The sequence below is a fragment of the Pseudomonas paraeruginosa genome (assembly GCF_003025345.2).
GTDB lineage: Bacteria > Pseudomonadota > Gammaproteobacteria > Pseudomonadales > Pseudomonadaceae > Pseudomonas > Pseudomonas paraeruginosa.
Genome location: NZ_CP020560.1, coordinates 3,842,225 through 3,866,602, shown reverse-complemented (window position 1 = coordinate 3,866,602; position 24,378 = coordinate 3,842,225). Strand labels below are relative to the sequence as shown.

Annotated in this window: 27 protein-coding genes and 1 pseudogene; 11 read left to right on the top strand and 17 right to left on the bottom strand. The window is 68.7% G+C overall.

The genetic code is table 11. The annotated features are described in order from the left end of the window. Nucleotides 1-9: 9 nt before the first annotated feature. Nucleotides 10-396, top strand: a complete 387-nt coding sequence (locus B7D75_RS18270; RefSeq protein WP_012076514.1) for a DUF1090 domain-containing protein — start codon at nt 10-12, stop codon at nt 394-396. Between the two features lie 201 nt (nt 397-597). Here B7D75_RS18270 and B7D75_RS18265 read toward each other — a convergent pair whose 3' ends face one another. Next, nucleotides 598-2,382, bottom strand: coding sequence for an AMP-binding protein (locus tag B7D75_RS18265; RefSeq protein ID WP_058129239.1), 1,785 nt, complete (start codon nt 2,380-2,382; stop codon nt 598-600). 50 nt (nt 2,383-2,432) lie between these two features. Then, complete coding sequence (locus tag B7D75_RS18260) at nt 2,433-3,335, bottom strand: crotonase/enoyl-CoA hydratase family protein (protein WP_107114293.1); 903 nt, start codon at nt 3,333-3,335, stop codon at nt 2,433-2,435. 123 nt (nt 3,336-3,458) lie between these two features. On the opposite strand from B7D75_RS18260, the gene B7D75_RS18255 reads away from it, so the two are divergent. Further along, nucleotides 3,459-4,088 (top strand): TetR/AcrR family transcriptional regulator, encoded by a 630-nt coding sequence (locus B7D75_RS18255; RefSeq protein WP_107114292.1) that lies wholly within the window; start codon nt 3,459-3,461, stop codon nt 4,086-4,088. Nucleotides 4,089-4,314: 226 nt separating this feature from the next. Here B7D75_RS18255 and B7D75_RS18250 read toward each other — a convergent pair whose 3' ends face one another. The 4 genes from B7D75_RS18250 to B7D75_RS18235 all read right to left on the bottom strand — a co-directional run bounded on the left by B7D75_RS18250 (nt 4,315) and on the right by B7D75_RS18235 (nt 6,147). After that, nucleotides 4,315-4,857 (bottom strand): hypothetical protein, encoded by a 543-nt coding sequence (locus B7D75_RS18250; RefSeq protein ID WP_107114291.1) that lies wholly within the window; start codon nt 4,855-4,857, stop codon nt 4,315-4,317. Nucleotides 4,858-4,934: 77 nt separating this feature from the next. Further along, nucleotides 4,935-5,213, bottom strand: a complete 279-nt coding sequence (locus B7D75_RS18245) for a hypothetical protein (protein ID WP_034079653.1) — start codon at nt 5,211-5,213, stop codon at nt 4,935-4,937. A 29-nt stretch (nt 5,214-5,242) separates the two neighbouring features. Then, nucleotides 5,243-5,635, bottom strand: coding sequence for a GFA family protein (locus tag B7D75_RS18240; protein WP_012076508.1), 393 nt, complete (start codon nt 5,633-5,635; stop codon nt 5,243-5,245). Between the two features lie 32 nt (nt 5,636-5,667). Continuing rightward, nucleotides 5,668-6,147, bottom strand: a complete 480-nt coding sequence (locus B7D75_RS18235) for a VOC family protein (protein WP_012076507.1) — start codon at nt 6,145-6,147, stop codon at nt 5,668-5,670. A 189-nt stretch (nt 6,148-6,336) separates the two neighbouring features. Between B7D75_RS18235 and B7D75_RS18230 the strand changes: the two genes are divergently transcribed. Both B7D75_RS18230 and B7D75_RS18225 read left to right on the top strand, forming a co-directional pair. Continuing rightward, the gene (locus tag B7D75_RS18230; RefSeq protein WP_012076506.1) at nt 6,337-6,975 is read left to right on the top strand and encodes a DUF6348 family protein; all 639 of its coding nucleotides are present in this window, start codon (nt 6,337-6,339) and stop codon (nt 6,973-6,975) included. 142 nt (nt 6,976-7,117) lie between these two features. Further along, nucleotides 7,118-7,948, top strand: coding sequence for a hypothetical protein (locus B7D75_RS18225; RefSeq protein WP_043102143.1), 831 nt, complete (start codon nt 7,118-7,120; stop codon nt 7,946-7,948). A gap of 12 nt (nt 7,949-7,960) precedes the next feature. Here the strand turns inward: B7D75_RS18225 and B7D75_RS18220 are convergent, their stop codons facing one another. Together B7D75_RS18220 and B7D75_RS18215 are read right to left on the bottom strand one after the other, a co-directional pair. Beyond that, a complete protein-coding gene (locus B7D75_RS18220) occupies nt 7,961-8,647 on the bottom strand; it encodes a type 1 glutamine amidotransferase domain-containing protein (protein ID WP_053814224.1) in 687 nt (228 codons plus the stop codon). Nucleotides 8,648-8,791: 144 nt separating this feature from the next. Continuing rightward, the gene (locus tag B7D75_RS18215; RefSeq protein WP_107114290.1) at nt 8,792-9,223 is read right to left on the bottom strand and encodes a MerR family transcriptional regulator; all 432 of its coding nucleotides are present in this window, start codon (nt 9,221-9,223) and stop codon (nt 8,792-8,794) included. A 218-nt stretch (nt 9,224-9,441) separates the two neighbouring features. Here B7D75_RS18215 and B7D75_RS18210 point away from each other — a divergent pair, with 218 nt between their 5' ends. Together B7D75_RS18210 and B7D75_RS18205 are read left to right on the top strand one after the other, a co-directional pair. Beyond that, nucleotides 9,442-10,272: an alpha/beta fold hydrolase gene (locus B7D75_RS18210; RefSeq protein WP_107114289.1), complete on the top strand. Its 831-nt coding sequence runs from the start codon at nt 9,442-9,444 to the stop codon at nt 10,270-10,272. Nucleotides 10,273-10,397: 125 nt separating this feature from the next. After that, complete coding sequence (locus B7D75_RS18205; RefSeq protein ID WP_107114288.1) at nt 10,398-11,633, top strand: NADH:flavin oxidoreductase/NADH oxidase family protein; 1,236 nt, start codon at nt 10,398-10,400, stop codon at nt 11,631-11,633. 14 nt (nt 11,634-11,647) lie between these two features. Here the strand turns inward: B7D75_RS18205 and fdxA are convergent, their stop codons facing one another. The 6 genes and pseudogenes from fdxA to cysK form a co-directional block, all read right to left on the bottom strand. Then, entirely contained in the window at nt 11,648-11,986 is a 339-nt protein-coding gene (fdxA, locus tag B7D75_RS18200; RefSeq protein WP_107114287.1) for a ferredoxin FdxA, read from the bottom strand. A 16-nt stretch (nt 11,987-12,002) separates the two neighbouring features. Further along, nucleotides 12,003-12,629 (bottom strand): annotated as a pseudogene (locus tag B7D75_RS18195) (molybdopterin dinucleotide binding domain-containing protein); the annotation flags it as partial. A 3-nt stretch (nt 12,630-12,632) separates the two neighbouring features. After that, a complete protein-coding gene (locus tag B7D75_RS18190) occupies nt 12,633-13,496 on the bottom strand; it encodes a DMT family transporter (RefSeq protein WP_107114286.1) in 864 nt (287 codons plus the stop codon). Between the two features lie 418 nt (nt 13,497-13,914). Beyond that, nucleotides 13,915-15,006 carry a polyamine ABC transporter substrate-binding protein gene (locus B7D75_RS18180; protein ID WP_107114285.1) on the bottom strand — a complete coding sequence of 364 codons (1,092 nt, stop codon included), beginning with the start codon at nt 15,004-15,006 and terminating at the stop codon, nt 13,915-13,917. A gap of 198 nt (nt 15,007-15,204) precedes the next feature. Beyond that, entirely contained in the window at nt 15,205-15,819 is a 615-nt protein-coding gene (locus B7D75_RS18175) for a LysE family translocator (RefSeq protein ID WP_012076494.1), read from the bottom strand. Between the two features lie 54 nt (nt 15,820-15,873). After that, the gene (gene cysK / locus B7D75_RS18170) at nt 15,874-16,848 is read right to left on the bottom strand and encodes a cysteine synthase A (protein ID WP_033999022.1); all 975 of its coding nucleotides are present in this window, start codon (nt 16,846-16,848) and stop codon (nt 15,874-15,876) included. A gap of 120 nt (nt 16,849-16,968) precedes the next feature. Between cysK and B7D75_RS18165 the strand changes: the two genes are divergently transcribed. From B7D75_RS18165 to B7D75_RS18145, 5 genes are all read left to right on the top strand, one after another. Further along, on the top strand, nt 16,969-18,054 hold the full coding sequence (locus B7D75_RS18165) for a DUF748 domain-containing protein (protein ID WP_034079599.1): 1,086 nt from the start codon (nt 16,969-16,971) through the stop codon (nt 18,052-18,054). A 162-nt stretch (nt 18,055-18,216) separates the two neighbouring features. Beyond that, the gene (locus tag B7D75_RS18160; RefSeq protein WP_003152210.1) at nt 18,217-19,062 is read left to right on the top strand and encodes an AAA family ATPase; all 846 of its coding nucleotides are present in this window, start codon (nt 18,217-18,219) and stop codon (nt 19,060-19,062) included. A gap of 64 nt (nt 19,063-19,126) precedes the next feature. After that, a complete protein-coding gene (locus B7D75_RS18155; RefSeq protein ID WP_107114284.1) occupies nt 19,127-19,522 on the top strand; it encodes a GFA family protein in 396 nt (131 codons plus the stop codon). 48 nt (nt 19,523-19,570) lie between these two features. Beyond that, nucleotides 19,571-20,752 carry a vWA domain-containing protein gene (locus B7D75_RS18150; RefSeq protein ID WP_012076492.1) on the top strand — a complete coding sequence of 394 codons (1,182 nt, stop codon included), beginning with the start codon at nt 19,571-19,573 and terminating at the stop codon, nt 20,750-20,752. 113 nt (nt 20,753-20,865) lie between these two features. Beyond that, the gene (locus tag B7D75_RS18145; protein ID WP_034079601.1) at nt 20,866-21,885 is read left to right on the top strand and encodes an AraC family transcriptional regulator; all 1,020 of its coding nucleotides are present in this window, start codon (nt 20,866-20,868) and stop codon (nt 21,883-21,885) included. A gap of 42 nt (nt 21,886-21,927) precedes the next feature. Here B7D75_RS18145 and B7D75_RS18140 read toward each other — a convergent pair whose 3' ends face one another. The 3 genes from B7D75_RS18140 to B7D75_RS18130 form a co-directional block, all read right to left on the bottom strand. Continuing rightward, nucleotides 21,928-22,161, bottom strand: coding sequence for a hypothetical protein (locus B7D75_RS18140; protein WP_034079602.1), 234 nt, complete (start codon nt 22,159-22,161; stop codon nt 21,928-21,930). Nucleotides 22,162-22,170: 9 nt separating this feature from the next. Then, entirely contained in the window at nt 22,171-22,647 is a 477-nt protein-coding gene (gene tse2 / locus B7D75_RS18135) for a type VI secretion system effector Tse2 (protein ID WP_034079603.1), read from the bottom strand. 144 nt (nt 22,648-22,791) lie between these two features. Then, nucleotides 22,792-24,378: an MFS transporter gene (locus B7D75_RS18130; RefSeq protein WP_107114283.1), complete on the bottom strand. Its 1,587-nt coding sequence runs from the start codon at nt 24,376-24,378 to the stop codon at nt 22,792-22,794.

The following is a 24,378-nucleotide window of genomic DNA, read 5'->3' as shown; positions in this document are numbered from 1 at the left end:
GGAAGCCCGATGGCCAGGAACAACAAGGCGCTGTCGCTGATGCTCGCCATTCTGCTTGGTGTGTCAGCTCAATCCCACGCTGAATTCAGAGGCTGCGAGGCCAAGAAGGCCAGGATCCGCCAGCAGATCGACTATGCCCGGATGCACGACAATACGCACCGTGAAGCCGGATTGCGAATCGCCTTGCAGAGGATCGAGGCGCACTGCACCGATGCCTCGTTGCTTCGAAAACATGAAGAGAATATTCGCAAGAAAGAACAGGAAGTCGAGGAAAGGCGGGAGGAACTGCTGGAGGCCCAGGCCAGCGGCAAGGAAGACAAGATCCGTAGCAAAGCCCGCAAGCTGAGGAAGGCCCAGCGAGAGTTGGCCGAGGCGAGAAGCGAGCTGCAGGGGTAGGAGAGAACAGCGAGAGCCGGACGCTTCCCCTTTCGCTTCAGCTGGCGGCACATGGTCTCCCCGTGGCCGGACGCCGCCTGCCCTCGATCGCATGGTGTGCCTCGCAGCAGGCGCCTGGACAGGCGTGGCAGCCCGCGCCGGGAGCGGTGCTCCGGAAATGACCAGAATCTCCGCCAGCCAGCCACCGGACCGCTGCCTTCGCTAGCGCTGGCGGATCTCCAGTTGCAGGTCGAAGCGCTGCAACAGACGCTCGATCTCCGCGCGCCGGGGTTCCTCCAGGCGTTGTCCGCTGCCGATCGTCACGCGCCTGGCGGCGGGGTCGTCGCAGCTCACCGTGATTGCGCCGAGGCGCTCCGCCAGCAGTTCGCCGACCCGCTGTTCCACCGCGCGCTGGCGCAGGCGGAAGCGCGCGATCTTGCCGAACGGGGTCAGCGGCAGTTCGTCGAGAACGAAGACCTGGCGGGGACGCGCCGGCGGTTCGGCGATGCGTTGCGCGACGAAGGTGGCGATCTCACCGGGCATGACCTGCGCGCCTGCGCGCGCCACCACGAACAGCACCGGGACCTCGCCGGCATAGTCGTCGGGCATCGCCACCGCAGCGGCCTGGGCCACGTCCGGATGCTGGTGGGCGGTCTCCTCGATGAGCAGGGGATCGATGTTGTGCCCGCTGCGGATGATCACATCCTTGCTGCGACCGACGATCCGTAGCTCGCCGTCGGCCGTGACCTCGCCGAGGTCGCCGGAGGCGAGCCAGCCGCCGCGCGGATCGTCGACCACGCCCTGGGCGGTCAGGTAGCCATGGAAGACGTTCGGCCCGCGCACGAGGATTTCGCCCTTCGCCCCCGGCCGGTACACGCCGGGCTCGCCGAGGGCGATCTCGACCCCTGGCACGGGCACCCCGGCCGCGTGGGCCGCGGGCTGGCCGCTGGTGAGCTGGGCGCTGGCGATGCCGCTCGACTCGGTCATGCCGTAGAGCTGGTAGATAGGCTTGCCGGTGCGGGCCCGCAGGTGCCGGGCGAGTTCCTCGGGCAGCGGCGAGCCGCCGGTCATCAGCGCCCGCAGCTGGCTGAGGTCGGCATCCGCGAGCGGGCTGTCGCGGATCGCGGCGAGCGAGGTCGGCACGGCCGCCAGCAGGGTGATCCGGTAGCGCGCGACGATCTGCCAGACCTGCCGGACCACGGCCGGGTTGCGCATTCCCAGCGCGGTCGGGAAGACCAGGGTGGCGCCCACCGCCAGCGCGGCCAGCAGGGCGTCGATGGCGCCGCCGACGTGGAACAGTGGCAAGCCGCTGAGCAGCCGCTCCTCGGGCCGGATGCCGAGGCCGGCGCCGGCCATGAGCGCCGCGCTGGCCATGTTGCGCAGCGACAGGCGCGCCAGGCGCGGCTGCCCGGTGCTGCCGCCGGTGTGGACCAGCGCGCCGAGGCGCTCGGGCGCGCCGGGCGCGTCCACGCCGCTGGCGGAACGAGCGATGAAAGCGTCCCAGCACAGCGCGCCGGGCGTCGCTCCGGCCAGTGGTACCTCGACCAGCAGCGGCGGCCCGGCCATCGCGGCGAGCGCCTGGCCGACCCGCTCCCGTACGTCCAGCGCCGGATGCGGGCCCAGGCAGACGACGACGCGGCAGCGCGCCAGCTCCAGTTGCGTGCGGATCGCCTCCGCCGAGAGCAGCAGGTTGACCGGGAAGGCGACGGCCACGGCGCTGGCGGCGAGAAGGGCGACCACCGCCTGGGGAACGAAGGGCAGCAGGATGGCCACCGCTTCCTCCTGGCGGATGCCGGTCGCCCGCAGCGCCGCCGCGAAGCGCTGCACGTCCAGCAGCAACTGGCGGTAGCTGAGCGCCTGCGGGGCACCGGCGAGGTCGTCGGGGAGGCATTCCAGGGCGGTTCGCTGCGGTACCTCTCGCACCGTCGCGGCGAGCAGGTCGAAGGGGCTGGGGGTGGTGGCCAGGCGCCGGTGCAGTTCGGCGTTGCGTGGGACGGCGGTCGGCATCGGGCATCTCCGGGTGGCTGCGCGCGGCATGCGCGCGGTACGGAAGTGGACTACGGCTTCAGCCGTGCCTCCAGATCGCGGATCAGCTCGCGAGCCTCTTCCCGCTCGGGGATCGGCCGGCCGCTTTCGCGCCATTCCACCGCCGCCTTGAAGCCCTCGGCCTGGGCGTAGCGGCGGAACCAGACACCCTCGGGGTTGTGCCGGGTGATGCCGTCGAACAGGGTGGCCAGGCTTTGCGTCTGCTCCAGGCCCATGTTCAGCATCACCTGGTTGACCACCATCTTGTGCATCGCCAGGTGCGACCGGGGCACCCCGGCGATGCGCTCGGCGAGCTTCAGGGTCGCCGCCTCCAGCTCCTCCGCCGGCACCGCCAGGTTGGCCAGGCCCCAGGCCGCGGCGGTGGCGCCGTCGAGGACGTCGCCGGTGAACATCAGTTGCTTGGCGCGGGCGAAGCCGAGGCGGAAGGTCCACATCGCGGTGGTCGGACAGCCCCAGACGCGCGTCGGCATGTAGCCGATCCGCGCATCCTCGGCCATCACCAGCAGGTCGCAGCTCAGCGCGATGTCGCTGCCGCCGGCCACGGCGTGGCCGTGCACCTTGGCGATGGTCGGCTTGCTGCAGCGCCAGAGGCTCATGAAGTCCTCGGTGTTCCGTTTCATGCAGGCGTAGTCGAGCATCGGGTCCCAGGGGCTGCTTTCCTGCTGGCAGGGGTGTTCCAGCATCCGTTCGGCCGAGGCCGCCAGGTCGTAGCCACCGCAGAAGCCCTTGCCGGCGCCTTCCACGACGATCACGTGGACCTCGTCGTGGGCCTCCGCCCACTCCACCGCGGCGCGGATGTCGCGTGGCGTCTGGTCGGTGATGGCGTTCAGGCGCTCCGGGCGGTTCAGCAGCAGCCGCGCGATGCGCGGGGACTGCGGATCCAGTTCGATCTTGACGGTGGCGAAGGTCGGCATCTCGGTCTCCAGGGAGTAGGATCTCGGTTGTTCGGGACAGCACAGTCAGGGTTGACTGTATGAATGCCCGAGCGGACAGTCAATCCTGACTGTTTCCATCATTCGTCGAGTGAATAGCCCGTCATGCCAGCAGCAAGCAGTCCCTCGCCCGCCAGCAAAGTCCCCACCCGCCAACGCCTTCTCGATGCGGCCGTGTCGTCGCTGATCGAGCTGGGCGCGAGCCGGACCACCACCCTCGAAGTGCAGCGCCGCTCGGGTGCCAGCCGTGGCGCGCTGCTCCATCACTTCCCGACCCATGCGGCGCTGCTCTCGGCCACCATCGAGGAGCTGGTGCGGCGCAACGACGAAGCGGTGCGCCAGGCCGAGTCGACCATGGCCGGGGTCAGCGACCCGGTCGAGCGCGCGATACGCATTCTCGCGGCGATGAGCCTGCGTCCGGCCTTTCTTGCCGAGCTGGAGCTGTGGGGCGCCTCGCGCACCGACGCCGACCTGCAGGCCGCGGTCAGGGACGCCGAGCGGCAGGCCTGGGTCGAGCGCGAACGGGTAGTCGACAGCCTGTTCGCGGCGGTCCGGGAAACGCCCAACTACGACGCGGTGAAGTCGCTGAGCATCCGTTTCCTGCGCGGCATGGCGCTGTCGAGCGTGCTGCTGGGCAATCCGGAACATAACGAGACCCTCATCGCCCAGTGGCTCTGGGCGGTGCGCATTCTCCTGCGGGCCACCGGACCTGGAGGCGATGGGCGGGACGCTTGAAGGGAGGTCGCGGCTCGCCCGGCCTTGCCCCGTTCTCGATCGCCTCGCTTCCGGCAGGCGAGGAAGATGCAACGTTGGCGAAGGAAGGTGAGAGGCCCATTGCGCGCCGGGGGGCGCTCGACACCATGCTGAGGCTGGCGCCGCGCCTGCCCGGGCCGGAGGCGCCCTCATCCTGGCTGGCGGCGTCGGACCCTGGGCTGGTTGTCCTCGACCGGGCTTGCCGCGTTCAGCCGTCGTAGCTCCGGCAGCCCCAGCGGAACGCGCGCGTCGCCGCCTCGATGCCGCGGCCGATCACCAGGCGCGGCGGGCGTTGGTCGAGGCCGGGGCGCAGTGGCAGGGGCCGGCTGTAGAGCACCTCCAGTTCACCGAAGCCATCCGCGGCGGCGTGTTCGCCGGGGTGGGGCGCCGCACCCTGGCGGCGGGCGAAGTCTTCGAGGTCGCCTTCGGCATAGGCCATCACCAGCACGCCGTTGCCATCGCGCACGCGCACCGCGTTCACCAGGCTGCCGTCGATGCGCGGCGGCCTGGCGAAGCGGTAGAGCAGGTCGAGGGGCCCGCCGGGCGCGCGGTCCTGTACCTCGACGCCATTGGCGCGCAGGTAGCCGGCTATCGCCGGGTCACGGCTGTCGGGGAAGGCGCCGCGGCAGCGCAGGGCGTCGGCGAACAGCGTGGTGGGGTCCGCCGGCGTGGCGGGGCGGGGCGTGGCACAGGCCGCCGGCAGGAGGAGGGCCAGGCAGGCGGCGAGACGGAACAGGGGCTGGGGGTTCATCGGGGCCTTCCATTGGCGGGCAATGCGTGGGGGCGAAGGGCTGGCCCGGGACGTTCCGCCATCCGGGCGGGAGGCGATCAGAGCAGGATGGGCAGCGTGTCCTCCGCCGCGCCTTCCTCCCTCAGGCGCGCCCTGGCCCTGGCGGTCGCGCGTACGGCATCCAGGTCGCAGCCGCGAGGAATATAGACCGGATCGAAGCCTTCGAGCACCAGGTAGGTGGTGGCGTGGCCATGTGCGTTCAGGAAGGCGTGGAAGGCCTGGTCGGCCGGGCGCAGGAAAGCGTCGCACCAGTACGGCAGGCGCCGCGCGAACAGCGTCTTGGCGAGTTCCAGATGCTCTTCGAACGATTCGTCCATGGCGATACCTTTTTCCTGGGGTTTGAACTTCATTCTTCACTGCGTCCGTTGCCCGGGCGATCCCCTTCATAATGGCGGGCCAGCGGAAACGCCGGCAGCCAGCTCTCGCGGCGGATAGTCCAGAGTTCATAGGTGGGGCGCAACCGGTCGGGGGCGTCGAGGGCGCCGAGGCTGACCTCGATCTCGTCGGCGCTGCGCGAGAACACCGACGAGCCGCAGTGCGGACAGAAGCAGCGCCCGGCGTAGTCGCGGCTTTCGCCCTCGATGCGCACCGCGTCCTCGGGGAAGATCGCCGAGGCGTGGAACAGCGCGCCGTGGTGCTTGCGGCAGTCCAGGCAATGGCAGAGGCCGACCCGGTAGGGCTGGCCGCTCGCCACCAGGCGGAGCTGGCCGCAGAGGCAGCCGCCGGTGTATCGGTCCATTTCGCAACTCCTCTATGATCCAGTGGGCCGGCTCAGCCTCGGAAGGCCTTCTCGATCGCCGCGATATCGATCCTGCCCATCGTCATCATCGCCTCGAAGGCGCGCCTGGCCGCCGCGCGGTCCGGACTGGCGATGGCCTGGCTGAGCACGCGCGGGGTGATCTGCCAGGACAGGCCCCACTTGTCGCGACACCAACCGCAGGCGCTTGCCTCGCCGCCATTGTCGACGATGGCGTGCCACAGCCGGTCGGTCTCGGCCTGGTCGTCGGTGGCGACCTGGAAGGAGAACGCCTCGCTGTGGCGGAACGCCGGCCCGCCGTTGAGACCGAGGCAGGGAATGCCCATCACGCGGAACTCCACCGTCAGCACGTCGCCTTCCTTGCCGGAAGGGTAGTCGCCGGGGGCGCGGTGGATGGCCAGCACGGCGCTGTCCGGGAAGGTCTCGGCGTAGAAGGTCGCGGCCTCCAGTGCGGCGTTGTCGTACCAGAGGCAGATGGTGTTCTTGCTGGTCATGGGCGGTCTCCACGGGCGGGGGGCGACCCAGGCAGTCTAGCCGCCCGGCGGCGGGCGGCCCGCGCAGGCGCCGAACGGGCGGGCGCGCCGCGCGTGTCGATCTACGCTACCCTATGCCGCGTTTCGCCCGGCCTCGCCGGGTTTTCCTGGCCGCCTCGGGCGCGCCATCGACGCATGAAGGGACAACCCATGGAAGCGGTCTCCGCCTCGCAGCACCTGGCTGCACTGTTCGACTCCCACCAGATCGAGTACGTCGCGCACGGCGAATGGGTGGCGCCCAACGGGCGGCTGCCGGCGATCCGCGCCACCTGGTACCCGGGGGAGAAGACCGGACGGCTGGATGTCGACGTGCTGCTGGAGGACGAGCGCCAGTTGCAGGAGGCCTTCGCCGGCATCGGTGGCGGCGAGGAGGGTTTGCAGGACGCGTTGCGCAATTTCTGCTCCAATTCCCTGCATGTCCTGCTCTCGGTGTTCTGGGGACATGCCGGGGAGGACCAGGTGCTGGTGGAGACCTGGGAGATCGGCGAGCGGCGTTTCGAGGCGCACATCGGCAACCTCGGCCTGCGCGGTGCCGAGGGCAAGGCGCCAGCGCTGCCGGCGGGGCTGTTCCCGGGCATCGAGCGGGCGATCCGCGCCGAGCCGCTGGACCCGCGCCTGCACTGGTTCCGGCATTTCTTCTGCGCCTTCGGCAACCAGCGCACGGTGGAAGCGCTGTTCGACAACCAGCCGTGGGAGGCCGGCATGCAGAGCCTGGCCGCTCTCGACTGGCGGGATTCGCAGGGTTACTACAGCGTGCGCAACTTCCTGATGCTCAAGCCGCTGGCATAGGCCGCCGCGTCGCGCAGCCCGCAAGGCGGAACCGGTCGCTGGCAGCGGAGCGGCGCTCTGCGCTACGCTCCGCAGCCGTCCGCGAACGCCATGCTCCAGCGCGGCGCTGGGGATTTTCGCCAACGAATCATGGATGACCCGCATGCCGAACAGATTCCTTCCTTTCGCCCTGGCCGCCCTGGTCCTGGGCGGCTGCGCCCACAAGGAGGCGGGCGAACCCGCCCCGTCGTCGTCCCTCGCCGAGGACCAGAGCCGCATCGTCGGCATCTGGGCCATGCTGCCGCTGCGCAACGGCATCGCCAACGTCGCCGAGTACCGGGCGGACGGCAAGGTGCTGCTGCACCCCTTCAACTGCACGAAGCTCGACGAACGTCGGGAGATCGAAACGTCCGACTACCGGGTGGCCGACGATGGCGGCTCCATCCATGTCAGGTCGCCCTTCGACGAGTTCGACCTGCGGGTTCTGGACTTCAAGCCCCAGGCGATGCGCCTGGGCATGCGCATCGCCAGCGCCGAGCTGACCTTCGATTACCTGAAGGTGGACAGGGTCGCCTCGCTGTGCGGGATGTACAACACGGACGCCGAGCGCGGCAGGCTGACGCCGTACCGCAGCGGCGACTTCCTCCCCGCGCCGGCGATTCCCCCGCATGTCGGCCTGGAGCGCTATATCGGCCGCTGGGCGAACGACGACGGCGTACAGCTCGAAGTGCTCCGCGACGCGGACGGCGGCGCCCGGCTGTACATGGCCGACAGCGATAACTGGCGGCACCTCTACAACGACGTGCGCTGGGTCGGCGACGAGCTGCATTTCCGCAGCTACGCCTACACGGAAAAGCCGGCGCTGTTCAGCCACCCCTACCACAAGACCAGCACTGCGACGATCCTGCGGCCCCTGGCCGACGGGACGATGCAGATGTCGTTCTTCATCGGCAAGCGGCGCCACGACTTCCAGGTGAGGCGTGCGCAGGACTGAAGCGCCGCGCGTTCAGCCGAGCAGGGCGGCCACCCGCTCGGCCGTGGCCCTGGCCGACTGCGGGTTCTGCCCGGTGACCAGGCGGCCGTCGACCACCACCTTGCTGGTGAACGGCAGCAGGCTCCTTTCGTATAGCGCGCCGCGCCGTTTCATTTCTTCCTCGACGTTGTACGGCACCTTGCGGGCGACCCCGGCGAGCACCTCCTCGATCCAGGAATAGCCGGTGAGGCGGCGTCCGGCGACCAGCAGGCGGCCGTCGTCCAGGCGCGTGTTGAGCAGGCCGCAATAGCCGTGGCAGACCGACGAGACGATGCCGCCGCGCTGGTGGATCTCGCGGGTCAGGCGCTGCAGCCCGGCGTCGTCGGGGAAGTCCCACATCACGCCGTGGCCACCGGTGAAGTAGATGGCGTCGAAGTCGGCGGCATCGATCTGCTCGGGGCTGGCGGTGTCGGCGAGCAGGGCCAGGCGCCGCTCGTCGGCCAGCCAGGCCTTGGCGCTGGCGTCGGCGTGCGGCCAGCCGAGCGCGCGCGGTTCCAGCGGCGATTCGCCGCCGCGGGGGCTGACCAGGCGTTGCTGGTAGCCCCGGGCGGCGAAGATCTCGTAGGCGTGGGTCAACTCCGACAGCCACAGCCCGGTGGGCTGGGTCGGATCGGCATAGTGGGCGACGTTGGTGACGACGTGCAGGATGCGCTTGGTCATTGCGTTGACCTTCCTCGGTGAGTGATCCCGCCGGCGCCGGTTTCGGCATGTCGTCCGGGCGGGTTGGCGTCACTCTAGGGTTGAAGTCAGCTTCAAGGTCAAGTGAAAGCCGCTGCTCCGCCGGCGCGGGAGAGGGCGCCGGGTTTACCGTGCAGGCCCGGCGTTCTGTAAGCGGCTTTCCTCGCGCAGACGCTCCAGCACGCGCTGGGTGTTCTCCGTACACTGCAGGCCTTCCGGCTTGTTCTCGATGCTCTCGATGGCCAGCAGCAATTGCGCCTTGTTCTGCTCCAGGCGTCGTTGCAGGGCTTCGATCTCGACGACCTTGCGGCGCAGGCCATCGAGAAGCTCGTCATGCTGCCGGGCGTCATTGCCGGTCGGCAGCAGGCGAGCGATCTCCTCCAGGGAGAAACCGGCAGCCTGGGCGCCGGTGACCAGCTCCAGGATCCACACGGTGTCCACCGTGTAGTCGCGGTAGCCGTTGGCCTTGCGCTGCGAGCGGATCAGCCCGCTGGCCTCGTAGAAGCGGATGCGCGAAGTCGCCAGGCCGGTGAGTTTCGCCAGTTCGCCGATTTTCATGTCGCACCTCGAAATGCGTTGACCTTCAAGCCTACTTCAAGCCTAGGGTCGTTTCACCGCCGGGCGACGAACACGACAGGCTGGTCGCCGGCGCGCTACCGTCGGTCGTGTTCTCCTCGTCGAGGCGGCGCGCCGGCGGCGGCTTTCTACTCTACACGGGGCGCCCGCCGACGTTGTCGCGCGGGTGCCTGCATCCACACCAGAGCGGGAGAAGCGACATGGGTTATGTGACAACGAAGGATGGCGTCGAGATTTTCTACAAGGACTGGGGGCCGCGCGACGCCCAGGTGATCTGTTTGCATCATGGCTGGCCGCTGAGCGCCGACGACTGGGATGCGCAGATGCTGTTCTTCCTCGCCGAAGGTTTCCGCGTGGTCGCCCACGACCGCCGTGGCCACGGACGTTCCAGCCAGGTCTGGGATGGTCACGACATGGATCACTACGCCGACGACGTGGCGGCGGTGGTCGAGCACCTCGGGGTGCGCGGCGCGATCCACGTCGGCCATTCCACCGGCGGCGGCGAGGTGGTCCACTATATCGCCCGCTATCCCGACGACCCGGTGCCGAAGGCGGCGATCATCAGCGCCGTGCCGCCGCTGATGGTGAAGACCGAGGGCAACCCCGGCGGCCTGCCGAAGGGCGTCTTCGACGACCTGCAGGCGCAGCTGGCGGCGAACCGCGCGCAGTTCTACCAGGACATTCCCGCCGGCCCGTTCTACGGCTACAACCGACCTGGGGCGAAGCCCTCGGAAGGGATCATCCGCAACTGGTGGCGGCAGGGCATGATGGGCGGCGCCAAGGCCCACTACGACGGGATCGTGGCCTTTTCCCAGACCGACTTCAGCGAAGACCTCAAGCGCATCGACATCCCGGTGCTGGTGATGCACGGCGACGACGACCAGATCGTGCCCTACGAGAACTCCGGCGTACGCTCGGCGAAGCTGCTGCGCAACGGCACGCTGAAGACCTATCCGGGCTACCCGCACGGGATGCCGACCACCCAGGCCGAGGTGATCAACGCCGACCTGCTGGCGTTCATCCGCGGTTGAGCGTGACGGCCGCCGGGCAGGCATGCCCGGCGGCCACTACCGAACCGGTCGATGGGAAAAAAAGCATTGACCTTGAAGTTCACTTCAATCTTATCGTCGGGCCATTGTCCTTACGAGGTAGCCCCATGAACCTGTTCGACCCCCTCTCGCTCCCCAACGGTTCGACCCTCCCCAACCGCATTGCCAAGGCCGCCATGGAAGAGAACATGGCGGACGCCGGGCAGGCGCCCTCCGAGGCGCTGATGCGCCTCTACCAGGCCTGGGCCGATGGCGGCGCCGGGTTGCTGATCAGCGGCAACGTGATGATCGACAGCCGCGCCATGACCGGCCCTGGCGGGGTGGTCCTGGAAGACGACGCGCAACTGGAGAAATTCCGCCGCTGGGCGCGTATCGGCCGTTCCGCCGGCGCGCAGTTCTGGTTGCAGATCAACCATCCGGGCCGGCAGATGCAGGCCAACCTCGGCCAGCAGGCCTGGGCACCCTCGGCGGTGCCGCTGGAGCTGGGCGGGCTGTCGAAGCACTTCGCCACGCCGCGGGCGATGGACGAGGCGATGATCGCCGAGGTCATCCGGCGATTCGTCCGCAGCGCCGCGCTGGCCGAACGGGCCGGCTTCAGCGGGGTGCAGATCCACGCCGCCCACGGCTACCTGCTCAGCCAGTTCCTCTCGCCGCTGAGCAACCGTCGCGAGGATGCCTGGGGCGGTTCCCTGGAGAACCGCGCACGGCTGTTGCTGGAGATCGTCCGGGCGGTGCGCGCCGAGGTTTCCCCCGCTTTCGCGGTGGCGGTGAAGCTGAATTCCGCCGACTTCCAGCGTGGCGGCTTCAGCGCCGACGATGCGCGCCAGGTGGTACGGATGCTCGATGGCCTGGGGGTGGATCTGGTCGAACTCTCCGGCGGCAGCTACGAGGCACCGGCCATGCATGGCGAGGCGCGCGACGGACGGACCCTGGCCCGCGAGGCCTACTTCGTCGAGTTCGCCTGCGACATCCGCACGGTGGCGCGGATGCCGGTGATGGTCACGGGAGGCATTCGCCGACGGCCGGTGGCCGAGCAGGTGCTGGCCAGCGGGGTGGACATGGTCGGCATCGGCACGGCGCTGGCCCTCGAGCCGGGCCTGCCGCGCGACTGGCGCGCCGGCAGGGACCCGGCGCCGCAGCTGCGGCCGATAACCTGGAAGAACAAACCCCTGGCCTCGCTGGCGAACATGGCGGCGGTGAAGTTCCAGTTGCGCAAGCTGAGCCGGGGCAGGGCGGCCAACCCACGGGTGTCGCCGTTGTGCGCGCTGCTCGCGCAGCAGGCCGGCGCGTTCCTGCAGACCCGTCGCTACCGGCGGCTCATGCGTTCGCGCGCCGAAGCCTGAGCGCTGTCCGCGCCTCAGGCGCCGTTGCGGTCGAGTTCGGCCAGCTTGCCCGGCATGCCGAACCAGGCGTCGTGATCGTCGGGCGCCGGCTTCTTGCGGGTGATCCGCGTCCAGTTGGGATGCGCGGCGAGTTCGCCGTTGAGGCCGATGAACCGCCGTTGCCCGAGCGGCACCTCGTCCTCGGCGCGGATCGCGGCGACCGGGCATTCCGGCTCGCAGAGCGCGCAGTCGATGCACCCCTCGGGGTGGATGACGAGGAAGTTCGGGCCTTCGTAGAAGCAGTCCACGGGACAGACTTCCACGCAGTCGGTGTGCTTGCAGCGGATGCATTCCTCCAGCACGACGAAGGTCATGATCGTCTCTCCCGGCTCAGGCGTCGGCCGGCGCGGCCGGCGCCAACCGCTCCAGGCGCGTCGGCACGTACTTGTGCCAGGGCGTGCCGGCGAGGAAGTCGCGCTGGCTGCAGTCGGTCACCTCGTTGGGCGCCACGGCCCGGCGCACCACCTCGCCGTTGGCGTTGCGGTATTCCAGGCCCTGGCCGTTGGGCAGGGAGATATTGCCCGGCTGCATCATGTCGCTGATCTCCACCTCCGCCTCGACGCGGCCGCGACGGGTCACCACGCGCAGCACCTCGCCGTCGGCGCAGCCCAGCGCCTCGGCGTCCTGCGGGCTGATGCGCAGGGTGCCGTAGCGCCCGCGGCGGTGCCAGCCGGTGTCGCGCACGGCGGTATTGCTGGTGTCGCTGCGCCGCTCGCCGGCGGCGAGGATGAAGGGGTAGGCCGGGTCGTGGGGCGGCGCGCTGTGGGCGAGCCTGGCCAGTTCCGGCAACAGTTCGGGGATGTGCAGGTTGATCCGCTGCTCGGGACGGGCCACGGCCTGCCAGCTTTCGGCGAAGACCACCCCTGACGGGTTGTCGAGCATGGCCTGGAACAGGCGGTCGGCGGCCAGCGGCGGCTACCCGTCGAAGCCGGCGCGGGCAGCGTGCAGCTGGCCGTTCGCTCAGCCGGCCTTGCGGAAGACGAACGTCAGGCCGACCACGATCAGCCCCATGCCCAGCAGGCTGAGCCAGCCGAGGCGGTTGCCGAAGACCAGCAGGTCCATGATCGCGGTCACCGCCGGCACCAGGTAGAACAGGCTGGTGACGTTGACCAGGTTGCCCTGGGCGATCAACCGGTAGAGCAGCAGGGTCGCGCCCACCGACACCACCACGCCCATCCACAGCGCGGGGAGCAGGAAGCCGGCGTTCCATTCGAACTCGAACGGCTGGAAGGGCACGAACGCCAGGCACAGGCCGAGGCCGGTGAGGTACTGCAGGGGCAGGGTGCCCAGCGGGTTCTCGCGGATGCCCTTCTGCATGATCGAGCCGCCGGTTACGCCAGCCAGCGCCAGCAGCGCGCAGAGGATACCGGCGGTGGACATCCCGGCCAGGCCGATGCCCTGGTAGACCACCAGCACCAGGCCGGCCAGGCCCAGCAGCAGGCCGAACAGGCGCGCCGGCGACTGCCGGCGTTCGAGGATGACGGCGGTGAGGATCGGTTGCACGCCGAGGATGGTCGCCATCATGCCGGGAGTGACCTGCAGCTTTAGCGAGAAGATATAGAAGATCGGATAGATCCCCAGCATCACCAGGCCGGTGAGCAGGGCCTTGCCGCGCTCACGCGCGCTGCGCGGCGCGCGCAGCCTGAGCAGCGGGGCGAGCGGCAGCAGGCAGGCCAGGGCGATGCCGAAGCGGAACACCAGGAAGGCGAACGGCGAGGCATGCGCCAGGCCCCATTTCGAGGCGATCGCGCCGCTGCTCCAGAGCAGGACGAAGAGGCTGGTGCTGGCCAGGCCGGCCAGCGCGGATTTGTTCAGTGCAAGCATGGATCTGCCACCTTGTAGTCGGGCATGCCGCGGGCTCGGGCCGGCGGCGGACGGCACGCGTCGGCAGCGAATGGCGCTGCCGCGGCGGGCTGTGGAAGAGGGTTGGGGCGCTACCGCGCTCGTCAGGGGCTGACGCCCGGCGGCGGGCAGGCGGCCGAACCGGGAGGTGGAGGCGGAGGCGAGGCGACTACAGGAGGGGAAACGCAGCCCAGGCTGGCGCACGGCTGGAGCGCGCCGACCTCGCCGGTGGCTACCGGAAGGGCGGGGAGCGAGCTGTGCGAGCGCTGGTTCATGGAGGCTATCCGGTCGATGAAGACAACGAGAGGGACTATAGCGGGCCGTCCGGGATTTGACGAGCCTGTGGGCGAGCCTTGCGCTAAAACGCCAGCCCGGCGACAAACCGGGCCGGCGCCGGGCTTCACTTGCCGGTCTTCACCGTGTTCCAGGTGCGCGTGCGCACGCGGTCGATCTTCTGCGGCATGGATTCCAGGGCGAACAGCTTGGCCATCTTCTCCTGCGGCGGATAGATCGCCGGGTCGGCCTTGATCTGCGCGTCCACCAGCGGGTCGGCGGCCAGGTTGCCGTTGGCGTAGTGCACGTGGTTGCTGATCGCCGCCATCACCTCGGGACGCAGCAGGTAGTTCATGAAGGCGTAGCCGGCCTTCTCGTCGGGCGCGTCGACCGGCATCGAGACCATGTCGAACCACAGCGGCGAGCCTTCCTTCGGCGTCGAGTAGCGCACTTCCACGCCGTTGTTGGCCTCCTTGGCGCGGGTCGCGGCCTGCAGGATGTCGCCGGAGAAACCGACCACCATGCAGATCTCGCCGTTGGCCAGGTCGCTGACGTACTTCGAGGAGTGGAAGTAGCGGATGTACGGGCGCACCTTCAGCAGCGCCGCCTGGGCCTGCTTGTAGTCGTCGGTCTTCTGGCTGTGGTGTGGCAGGCCGAGGTAGTTGAGGGTGATGGGCAGCAGCTCGGGGCCGTTGTCCAGCACCGCCACCCCGCACTTGCTCAGCTTCTGCATGTACTCGGGCTTGAAGAAGATGTCCCAGGAGTCCAGCGGCGCGTCGTCGCCGAGCACCGCCTTGATCTTCGCCGGGTTGTAGCCGATGCCGGTGGTGCCCCAGAGGTAGGGGAAGCCGTACTGGTTGCCCGGGTCGTTGACCTCCAGGGCCTTGAGCAGCACCGGGTTGAGGTTCTTCCAGTTGGGCAGCTGGCTCTTGTCGAGCTTCTTCAGGGCGCCGGCCTGGATCTGCTTGGCCATGAAGTGGTTCGACGGGAACACCACGTCGTAGCCGGACTGGCCGGTCATCAGCTTGCCGTCGAGGGTCTCGTTGCTGTCGTAGACGTCGTAGGTGGCCTGGACGCCGGTTTCCCTGGCGAAGTTCGCCACGGTCTCCGGGGCGATGTACTCGGACCAGTTGTAGATCTTCAGGGTGTCGGCGGCGAAGGCGGCGCCGTTGCCGCAAGCGAGGGCGAGGAGGGTGAGGGAGGCGATGCGGGTCTTCATTGTTGTAGGTGTCCTGTCGGCTGACGACAGCGCCGGCGACGGACTGGTTCGCCGCCGGCGCTCAGGGGGCGCCGGCAACGCTGGCCGGCACCCGGGTTTTATCCCGCGTTGCCGGAAGCGAGGAAAGGGGCGGCTTTTCCCTGCGGGCCCGCAGACAGGAGAGTGCGCCGCGCCGGGGCGAGGCCCCGGCCTCGTGCCTCAACTCAGGGCGACCTTGACCCCGAGGGCGATCAGCAGGCCGCCGAGCAGCTTGTCGACCACCCCCTGGGCCCTGGCCAGGCCGCGACGAACCACCGCGCTCTGGATCAGCACCACCAGCAGCGGCCACCAGAGCGCGGCGAGGCCGACGATGATGCCGGCGTACCAGAGCTTCTCGGCGAAGCTGGAGTCCAGGCTCAGCACCTGGGTGAACACGGCGAGGAAGAACAGCGTGGCCTTGGGGTTGAGCAGGTTGCACAGGTAGCCCTGGAGGAATGCGCTCCAGTGGCCGATGCGCTGCGTCTCGCCGAGCGCCAGGTCGACGCGGCCGCCGCCGCGCGCGCGCAGGGCCTGGATGCCGATCCAGATCAGGTAGACCGCGCCGGTGTACTTCAGCGCGTTGAACAGCCATGGCGTGGTGGTGATCACCACGGCCAGGCCGGCGACGCAGTAGGTCATGTGGGTGGCCACCCCGAGGGTCACTCCCAGCGAGGTCATCATCGCCGCCGAGCGCTGGTAGCGCGCTGCGTTGCGGATCACCAGGAAGAAGTCCGGGCCGGGCGAGAGCATGCCGAGGGTGGCGAGGGTGGCGACGAAGAGCGAGGTTTCCAGCATGGTGCGGGCTTCCGGCAGGCGGCGCCATCTCGACGTGGCGCCGCAGGTGGTGGGTCACTGGGCCAGTTCCTGGTCGCTGAACAGGCCGTCGAAGAGCATGCTCGACAGGTAGCGCTCGCCGGAGTCGGGGAGGATCACCACGATCGTCTTGCCCTGCATGTTCGGCTCCTCGGCCAGGCGCACCGCGGCGGCCATCGCCGCGCCGGAGGAGATGCCGCAGAGGATGCCTTCCTCCTGCATCAGGCGCAGGGCCATGTTCTTCGCCTCGTCGTCGGTGGTCTTCTCGACCCGGTCGACCAGCGACAGGTCCAGGTTCTTCGGCACGAAGCCGGCGCCGATGCCCTGGATCTTGTGCGGGCTGGGCTTGATTTCCTCGCCGGCGAGGGTCTGGCTGATCACCGGCGAGGTGGCCGGTTCCACCGCTACCGCGAGGATCGGCTTGCCCCGGGTGTTCTTGATGTAGCGGGCGATGCCGGTGAGGGTGCCGCCGGTGCCGACCCCGGAGACCAGCACGTCCACCGCGCCCTCGGTGTCGTTCCAGATCTCCGGGCCGGTGGTCTTCTCGTGGATCGCCGGGTTGGCCGGGTTGTCGAACTGCTGCGGCATGAAGTACCTGCCCGGATCGCCGGCGACGATTTCCTCGGCTTTCTGGATCGCGCCCTTCATGCCCTTCGCCGGCTCGGTGAGGACCAGTTCGGCGCCCAGCGCCTTGAGCACCTTGCGCCGTTCCAGGCTCATCGAGGCGGGCATGGTCAGCAGCAGCCTGTAGCCGCGCGCCGCGGCGACGAAGGCCAGGCCGATGCCGGTATTGCCGGAGGTCGGCTCGACCAGGGTCACGCCGGGCTTGAGTTTTCCGCTGGCTTCGGCATCCCAGATCATGTTGGCGCCGATCCGGCATTTCACCGAGTGGCTCGGGTTGCGCCCTTCGATCTTGGCCAGGATGGTGACGCCGCGCGGGGCGATGCGGTTGATCTGGACCAGCGGCGTGTTGCCGATGGACTGCGCATTGTCTGCGAAGATGCGGCTCATGATGGTGTCCTTGTCGCCGGGTGGAAAGATCAACCAGCCTATTCCGCCCCGCGCGCGCGTCCAGACGCGGTCGAACCAGCGGCGCGCCGGGTGGGTCCACTGTCAAGGAGGGCCGCATCGATGAAGAAACGCTATGCCATTCCCCTGGGCGCCCTGGCGGCGCTGCTCCTGCTCGCGCTGGCACTGCACCTGGCGCTGCCGTACCTGGTGCGTGGCTACCTGAACGACAGGCTGGCCAATATGGGCGACTACCGCGGGCACATCGCCGATGTCGACCTGGCGTTATGGCGTGGCGCCTACCGGATCGATGGCCTGAGCATCGTCAAGGACAACGGCAGGGTGCCGGTGCCGTTCCTCGATGCGCCGGGCATCGACCTGTCGGTGAGCTGGCGGGCGCTCTGGCAGGACCATGCCGTGGTGGCGCGGGTGGTCTTCGAACGTCCGCAGCTCAACTTCGTCGACGCCGGCGGCGACCGCGAGGCCTCGCAGACCGGGGCCGGCACCGACTGGCGCGAGCAACTGGACAAGCTGCTGCCGATCACCCTCGACGAGGTGCGGGTGGTGGACGGCACCCTGCGCTTCCGCAACTTCGGCTCGAAGCCGCCGGTGAACCTGCGCGCCTCGGCGCTCGACGCCAGTATCTATAACCTGACCAACGTGGCCGACGCCCACGGCCAGCGGCCGGCGCATCTCGAAGGCACGGCGCGGATACTCGGCCAGGCACCGCTGGAGGTGACGGCGCGATTCGACCCGCTGAGCGACTTCGAGGACTTCGACCTGCGCCTGCGGGTCACCGGCGTCGAGCTGAAGCGCCTCAACGATTTCGCCAGCGCCTATGGCAAGTTCGACTTCAATGCCGGCAGCGGCGACCTGGTGCTGGAGGCCCATGCGAAGCGCGGCCAGCTGGACGGCTATATCAAGCCGCTGCTGCGTGACGTGGATGTGTTCAACTGGCGGCAGGACGTGGAGGATAGTGACAAGAACCTGTTCCGTTCGGTCTGGGAAGCGCTGGTCGGCGGCGGCGAGACGGCGCTGAAGAACCAGCGCAAAGATCAGTTCGCAACCCGCGTGGAGCTGAGCGGTAATGTCCGGCAGCGGGACATCAGTGCCTTCCAGGCGTTTCTCGGGATTCTCCGCAATGCGTTCGTCGAGGCGTTCAACGCCCGTTTCGAGCGTTCCCCGGCGATGCGCGATAACGACGGCTGAAGACGCGGGCGGAACGGCGGGTCGCGAGGTGGCCGGGCATTCAGTGACTGAATGACCCGTCTGCGTTCACAGTGCGCTTGTCCCCGCGTTATAGTCGGGTTTTCAAACAATACTGAACTGCCCGGTTTTCCCGCCAGGGCGTTACCGTTCGAGGATTTCCTGATGAAGTTCGAAGGCACCCAGTCCTACGTCGCCACCGACGACCTCAAGCTCGCGGTCAACGCCGCCATCACCCTGCAGCGGCCGCTGCTGGTGAAGGGCGAACCGGGCACCGGCAAGACCATGCTCGCCGAGCAACTGGCCGAATCCTTCGGCGCCAGGCTGATCACCTGGCACATCAAGTCCACCACCAAGGCCCACCAGGGCCTCTACGAGTACGACGCGGTGAGCCGTCTGCGCGACTCGCAGCTGGGCGTGGACAAGGTCCACGACGTGCGCAACTACATCAAGAAGGGCAAGCTCTGGGAGGCCTTCGAGGCCGAGGAGCGGGTGATCCTGCTGATCGACGAGATCGACAAAGCCGACATCGAGTTCCCCAACGACCTGCTGCAGGAACTCGACAAGATGGAGTTCTACGTCTACGAGACCAACGAAACCATCAAGGCGAAGCAGCGCCCGATCATCATCATCACCTCGAACAACGAGAAGGAACTGCCCGACGCCTTCCTGCGCCGCTGCTTCTTCCACTACATCGCCTTCCCCGACCGCGAGACGCTGCAGAAGATCGTCGACGTGCACTACCCGAACATCAGGCAGTCGCTGGTCAGCGAGGCGCTGGACATCTTCTTCGACGTGCGCAAGGTGCCCGGCCTGAAAAAGAAACCTTCGACCTCCGAGCTGGTCGACTGGCTGAAGCTGCTGATGGCCGACGAGATCGGCGAAGCGGTGCTGCGCGAGCGCGACCCGACCAAGGCGATCCCGCCGCTGGCCGGCGCCCTGGTGAAGAACGAGCAGGACGTGCAGCTTCTCGAGCGCCTGGCGTTCATGAGCCGCCGCGCCAGTCGCTGAACGGATCGGCCCTTTCCCTGGAGAGGACCGGCAGCGGCGGCGGCAGACAGCGGAGGGACATCCCATGCTCAGCGGTAGTTGCCTGTGCGGCGCGGTACGCTATGAAATCGACGCGCCCATCGAATCGGCCAGCCATTGTCATTGCAGCCAGTGCCGCAAGGCCCACGGCGCGGCGTTCGCCAGCTACGGCAACCTGCGCCGCGAAGCGTTCCGCTATGTCGCCGGGGAGGACGCGGTGGCCGAGTACCACTCCTCGCCCGGAATCACCCGGACCTTCTGCCGGCACTGCGGTTCGAACCTGCAGTGGCTCGGCGGCGACGAGGACCCGGCGTCCACCTCGATCGCCCTCGGCACGCTGGACTCGCCGCTGGGCGAGGTGCCGCAGCGGCATATCTATGTAGGCTCGAAGGCCGACTGGTACACCATCGCCGACGACCTGCCGCAGGAAGATCAATACTGACCGGCGCCCGCGCGCCGGGATCAACGGACAACAGACGAGGTCGCAGCCATGCTGCTCAACCTGTTCAACGAAATGCGCGCAGCCAGGGTGCCGGTCTCGGTGCGCGAACTGCTCGACCTGATCGACGCGCTGAAGCACCGCGTGGTGTTCGCCGACATGGACGAGTTCTACTACCTGGCGCGCACCATCATGGTCAAGGACGAACGCCACTTCGACAAGTTCGACCGGGCCTTCGGCGCCTACTTCAAGGGCCTGGAGAAACTCGACGACCACCTCAAGGCGCTGATCCCCGAGGAATGGCTGCGCAAGGAGTTCGAGCGTCTGCTGAGCGACGAGGAGAAAGCGCAGATCCAGTCCCTCGGCGGCCTGGACAAGCTGATCGAGGAGTTCAAGAAGCGCCTCGAGGAACAGAAGGAACGGCACGCCGGCGGCAACAAGTGGATCGGCACCGGTGGCACCAGCCCGTTCGGCTCCGGCGGCTTCAACCCGGAGGGCATCCGCGTCGGCGACGCCGGCAAGCGCCAGGGCAGGGCGGCCAAGGTCTGGGACCAGCGCGAGTACAAGAACCTCGACGATCAGGTCGAACTGGGCACGCGCAACATCAAGATCGCCCTGCGCCGCCTGCGCAAGTTCGCCCGCGAGGGCGCGGCGGAGGAGTTGGACATCGATGGCACCATCGACCACACCGCCAAGGACGCCGGCCTGCTCAACATCCAGATGCGCCCGGAACGGCGCAATACGGTGAAGCTGTTGCTGCTGCTGGACATCGGCGGCTCGATGGACGCCCACGTGAAGGTCTGCGAGGAGCTGTTCTCGGCGTGCAAGACCGAGTTCAAGCACCTGGAGTACTTCTACTTCCACAACTTCATCTACGAGTCGGTGTGGAAGAACAACCTGCGCCGCAGCAGCGAGCGCACCGCCACCTTCGACCTGCTGCACAAGTACGGTCCGGATTACAAGGTGGTGTTCGTCGGCGACGCGGCGATGGCGCCCTACGAGATCACCCAGGCCGGCGGCAGCGTCGAGCACTGGAACGAGGAAGCCGGTTACGTCTGGATGCAGCGGTTCATGGAGAAGTACAAGAAGCTCATCTGGATCAACCCCTATCCGAAGGACACCTGGAACTACACCGCGTCCACCGGACTGGTCCGCGAACTGGTCAAGGAACAGATGTATCCGCTGACCCTGAGCGGCCTGGAGGAGGGCATGCGCTTCCTCTCGCGGGGCTGAGGCGCGTTGCGCGGGACGAGCGACAGGCACGACGGCGCGCAACTTGCTTAAGCTGTCCTGCCTCGCCCGTGCGGTAACAATGCGGCGCGGCCACCGGTAACGATGGAAACGCCATGATCGACTCGACCTTCTCCCGCGCCACCTGGCTCAACTCGCTGCATATGTCGACCCTGACCCTCTCCCTGCTGGAGAAGGAAGGCTTCGCCCGCGAGCAACTGCTCGAAGGCAGCGGCATCACCCCCGCCGACCTGCTCGACCTGCGGCGCCTGATCAGTCCCTGGCAGGAGCAGCAGGTGTTTGCCAACGCCTGCCGGCTGAGCGACGAACCGGCGCTGGGCCTGCGCCTGGGGCTGCGCACGCGGATCTCCGCCTACGGCCTGCTCGGCTACGCGCTGCTCTCCGCGCCGACCCTCGGCGAGGCGCTGCGCATCGGCCTGAGCTACCCGGTGCTGCTCGGTACTTACTTCCACCTGTCGCTGGAGATCGCCGACGGCCGTGCCTGGCTGGTGGCCACCGGCTACGGCGAGGACGAGGCGCTGCGGCCGTTCAACACCGAACTGTGCCTGGGCTCGCTGAAGGTCACCTGCGCCGACCTGCTCGGCCAGCCGCTACCGTTGCTGGAGGCGGCCTTCGACTATGCCGGCGACGAGGCGATGGCGCGGGCCTACGTCGACGGCTTCGGTTGCGCGTTGCATTTCGGCCGTGAACGCAGCGCCATCGGCTTCGCCGCCGAATGGCTGGAGCGCCCGTTGCCGCTGGCCGACCCGGTGACCCACCGGGAGATGCTCGAACAGTGCCGGCGGCAGAACATCGACCTGGCCGCGCGTCGCGCCTGGCTGGACCGGGTCCGTGCGATCCTCGCCGAGCGCCTGCAGGATCCGCCCGGCCTGGAGGAACTGGCCCGGCGCCTGAACTGCTCCTCGCGCAGCCTGCGCCGGCACCTGCAGCAGCAACGCACCAGTTACCAGCAACTGCTCGACGAGCTGCGCTTCGCCCGTGCCAAGGAGCTGTTGCAGAGCGGCGACATGCCGATCTACCGGATCGCCGAGGCGCTCGGCTTCAGCGAGACCGCCAGCCTGCGCCACGCCTTCCAGCGCTGGAGCGGACAGCCGCCGAGCCATTTCCGCGCCTGAGCGCCGGAGCGGGCGCAGGCCGAGGCCGTCTGGCCCGTGGCCTCAGGCGGCCGGGTCGTCGACCAGCCGGTCATAGGGAGGCAGGCCGCTGTATTGCGCCAGGGCTTCTTCGTAGGCGTTCTTCAGGTCGTCGGCGGCGAGGTCGTAGCCGACCAGCAGCTGTTCGAGTTCAGCGGCGTTCTCCGGATCGTCGCTCTGCAACTGCGCGTCGAGTTCGCGGGTGCGCGCGGCGACGCACTGGATCGCCACCATCAGGGTCTGGGGTTTCAGGTTCATGGTTCACTCCTAGAGCCCACGGGCTTTTTCCCATTGGCGACGGATGGCGTTGCGCACGAAGTTGTCCAGCTGGCCCATGAGGACCTCCCGGTACATCGGCTTGGCCGGCATGATGGTGTAGTGGGTGGCTTGCAGGCGCTTGTTGTAGCTGTCCTGCTTCACCTTCAGGTCCGGCGGGATGTCGGTGCCGTCGGGGATCACGAAGTCGCCGTCGGCGCGGCGCAGCACGCCGGCGCGGTCGAACACCGAGGTGCCGCCGGTGTCCGGGGCGTAGAGGCCGTCGCGGCCGGCGACGATGTCCGGCGCGCGGGCGGGGACGCCGGGGGTGCTGGGGCTGTCGAAGGTCGGATGCAGCAGCGGGGCGACTTCCGCGGCCTCGGCGAGCTCCTTGTCGGGACGCAGGTAGCGACCGACGTCGCTCTCGTAGTTGGCCTTGAATACCGCCCGGTAGAGGGTGAGGCTGGTTTTCTCGTAGTCGTAGGACATGCGTGGACTTCCCTGTGGGTTGCATTCGCGGCGCCGTGGGTGCGCGGCATCGCTGCCGGCCACCGTCCTTGTGGCGCCACCGGGAGCAGGATAACAGCTGCGCGCGGCAGCGCCAGCGGCGGGCGACGACCGTGTCGCGCCGGCCTAGCGCGCCGCGCCGTGCAGGTAATGGCGGATACGCACCTCGACGCCGGCGCTCTGGAAGCGCCGGGCGGCGGCCTCGACCCGCAACTCGCCGCGGGTCACCCGCTGGTGGTGGCGCAGGTGTTCCAGCCAGGATTCATCGATGAAGAACTCCAGCCACAGGCGACGGTTGCCGCTGTCCTGGACCAGTCCCCAGGACACCGCGCCGTTGCGCCGACGCATGGCGCGCACCTCGACCATCGCCGCCTGGAATGCCGCGGCGTCCTGCGGGTCGATGTCGTACTCGAGGGTGACCATCACCGGGCCGCGTTCCTGGTCCACCTCTTCGTCGACCAGTGGTGCCGGCCAGTGCAGCGACGGCGCGAGGTCCTCGGCCGCGGTGACCGGCAGATGGCAGCGCAGCGACGCGAACAGGCCGAGCAGCAGCGCGGCGCTGGCGCAGAGCAGGGCGAAGGTGATCGACAGGTGGCTGGCGACCAGACCCCACAGGGCGCCGCCGGCGGCCATGCTGCCGAAGAACACCAGGATGTAGACCGCCAGCGCGCGGGCGCGGACCCAGGCCGGCACCGAGGTCTGCGCGGCGACCTGCAGGCTGGAGAGCACGGCGATCCATGCCGCGCCGCTGAGCAGCATCACCGGCACCAGCAAATAGAGGTTGCGCAGCAGCGCCAGGGCCACCAGCACCAGCGCGTAGAGCACGCTGGAGAGCAGCACCAGGCGGTCGCTGCCGAGGCGTTCGCGCAGGCGCGGCAGGAACGCGGCGCCGAGCACCGCGCCGACGCCGACGCTGCCCAGCAGCAGGCCGAAGTCCATGGCGTTGCCCTGCAATTCGCCGCGCACGATCAGTGGCAGCAGCGACATGCCGGCGCTGGCGCCGAGGAAGAACGCCACCGCGCGCACCAGCACCGCTTGCAGCGGCCTTGAACTGCGGCTGTAGCGCCAGCCGGCGCGCAGGGCGCCGAACAGGCGTTCCGCCGGCAGCACCGAGGGCACGGCCTCGCGTTTCCAGGCCAGCAGCACGGCGATCACCACGAAGAAGGAGAGGGCGTTGAGGGCGAAAGTCAGCCAGGGGCCGACCAGGCTCACCAGCACCCCGGCGATGGCCGGGCCGACCGCCCGCGCCAGGTTGACCCCGACACTGGACAGCGCCACCGCCGCCGGCAGTTCGTCCTTGCCCACCAGTTCCGGAGTGGTGGCGCTCCAGGCCGGCATCATCAGCGCGGTGCCGATGCCCATGCACAGGGTCAGGCCGAGCAGCAGCCAGACGCTGGTCGACTGGAGCAGAGTGAGGCTGGCCAGCAGGGTGGCCACCAACGCCATCCACAATTGCACGCCGAGCAGGTAGCGCCGCTTGTCGACGATATCGGCGAGGGCGCCGGCCGGCAGGGCCAGGAAGAACATCGGCAGCGAGCCGGCGACCTGCACCAGCGCCACGTTCAGCGGGCTGGCGGAGAGCGAGGTCATCAGCCAGCCGGCGCCCACCTCGTGCATCCAGGTGCCGATGTTGGAGGCGATGCTGGCCAGCCACAGCCAGCGGAAGGTGGTCTGGCGCAGGGGACTCCAAGGGGAGGCGGCGGGTGCGTTCAT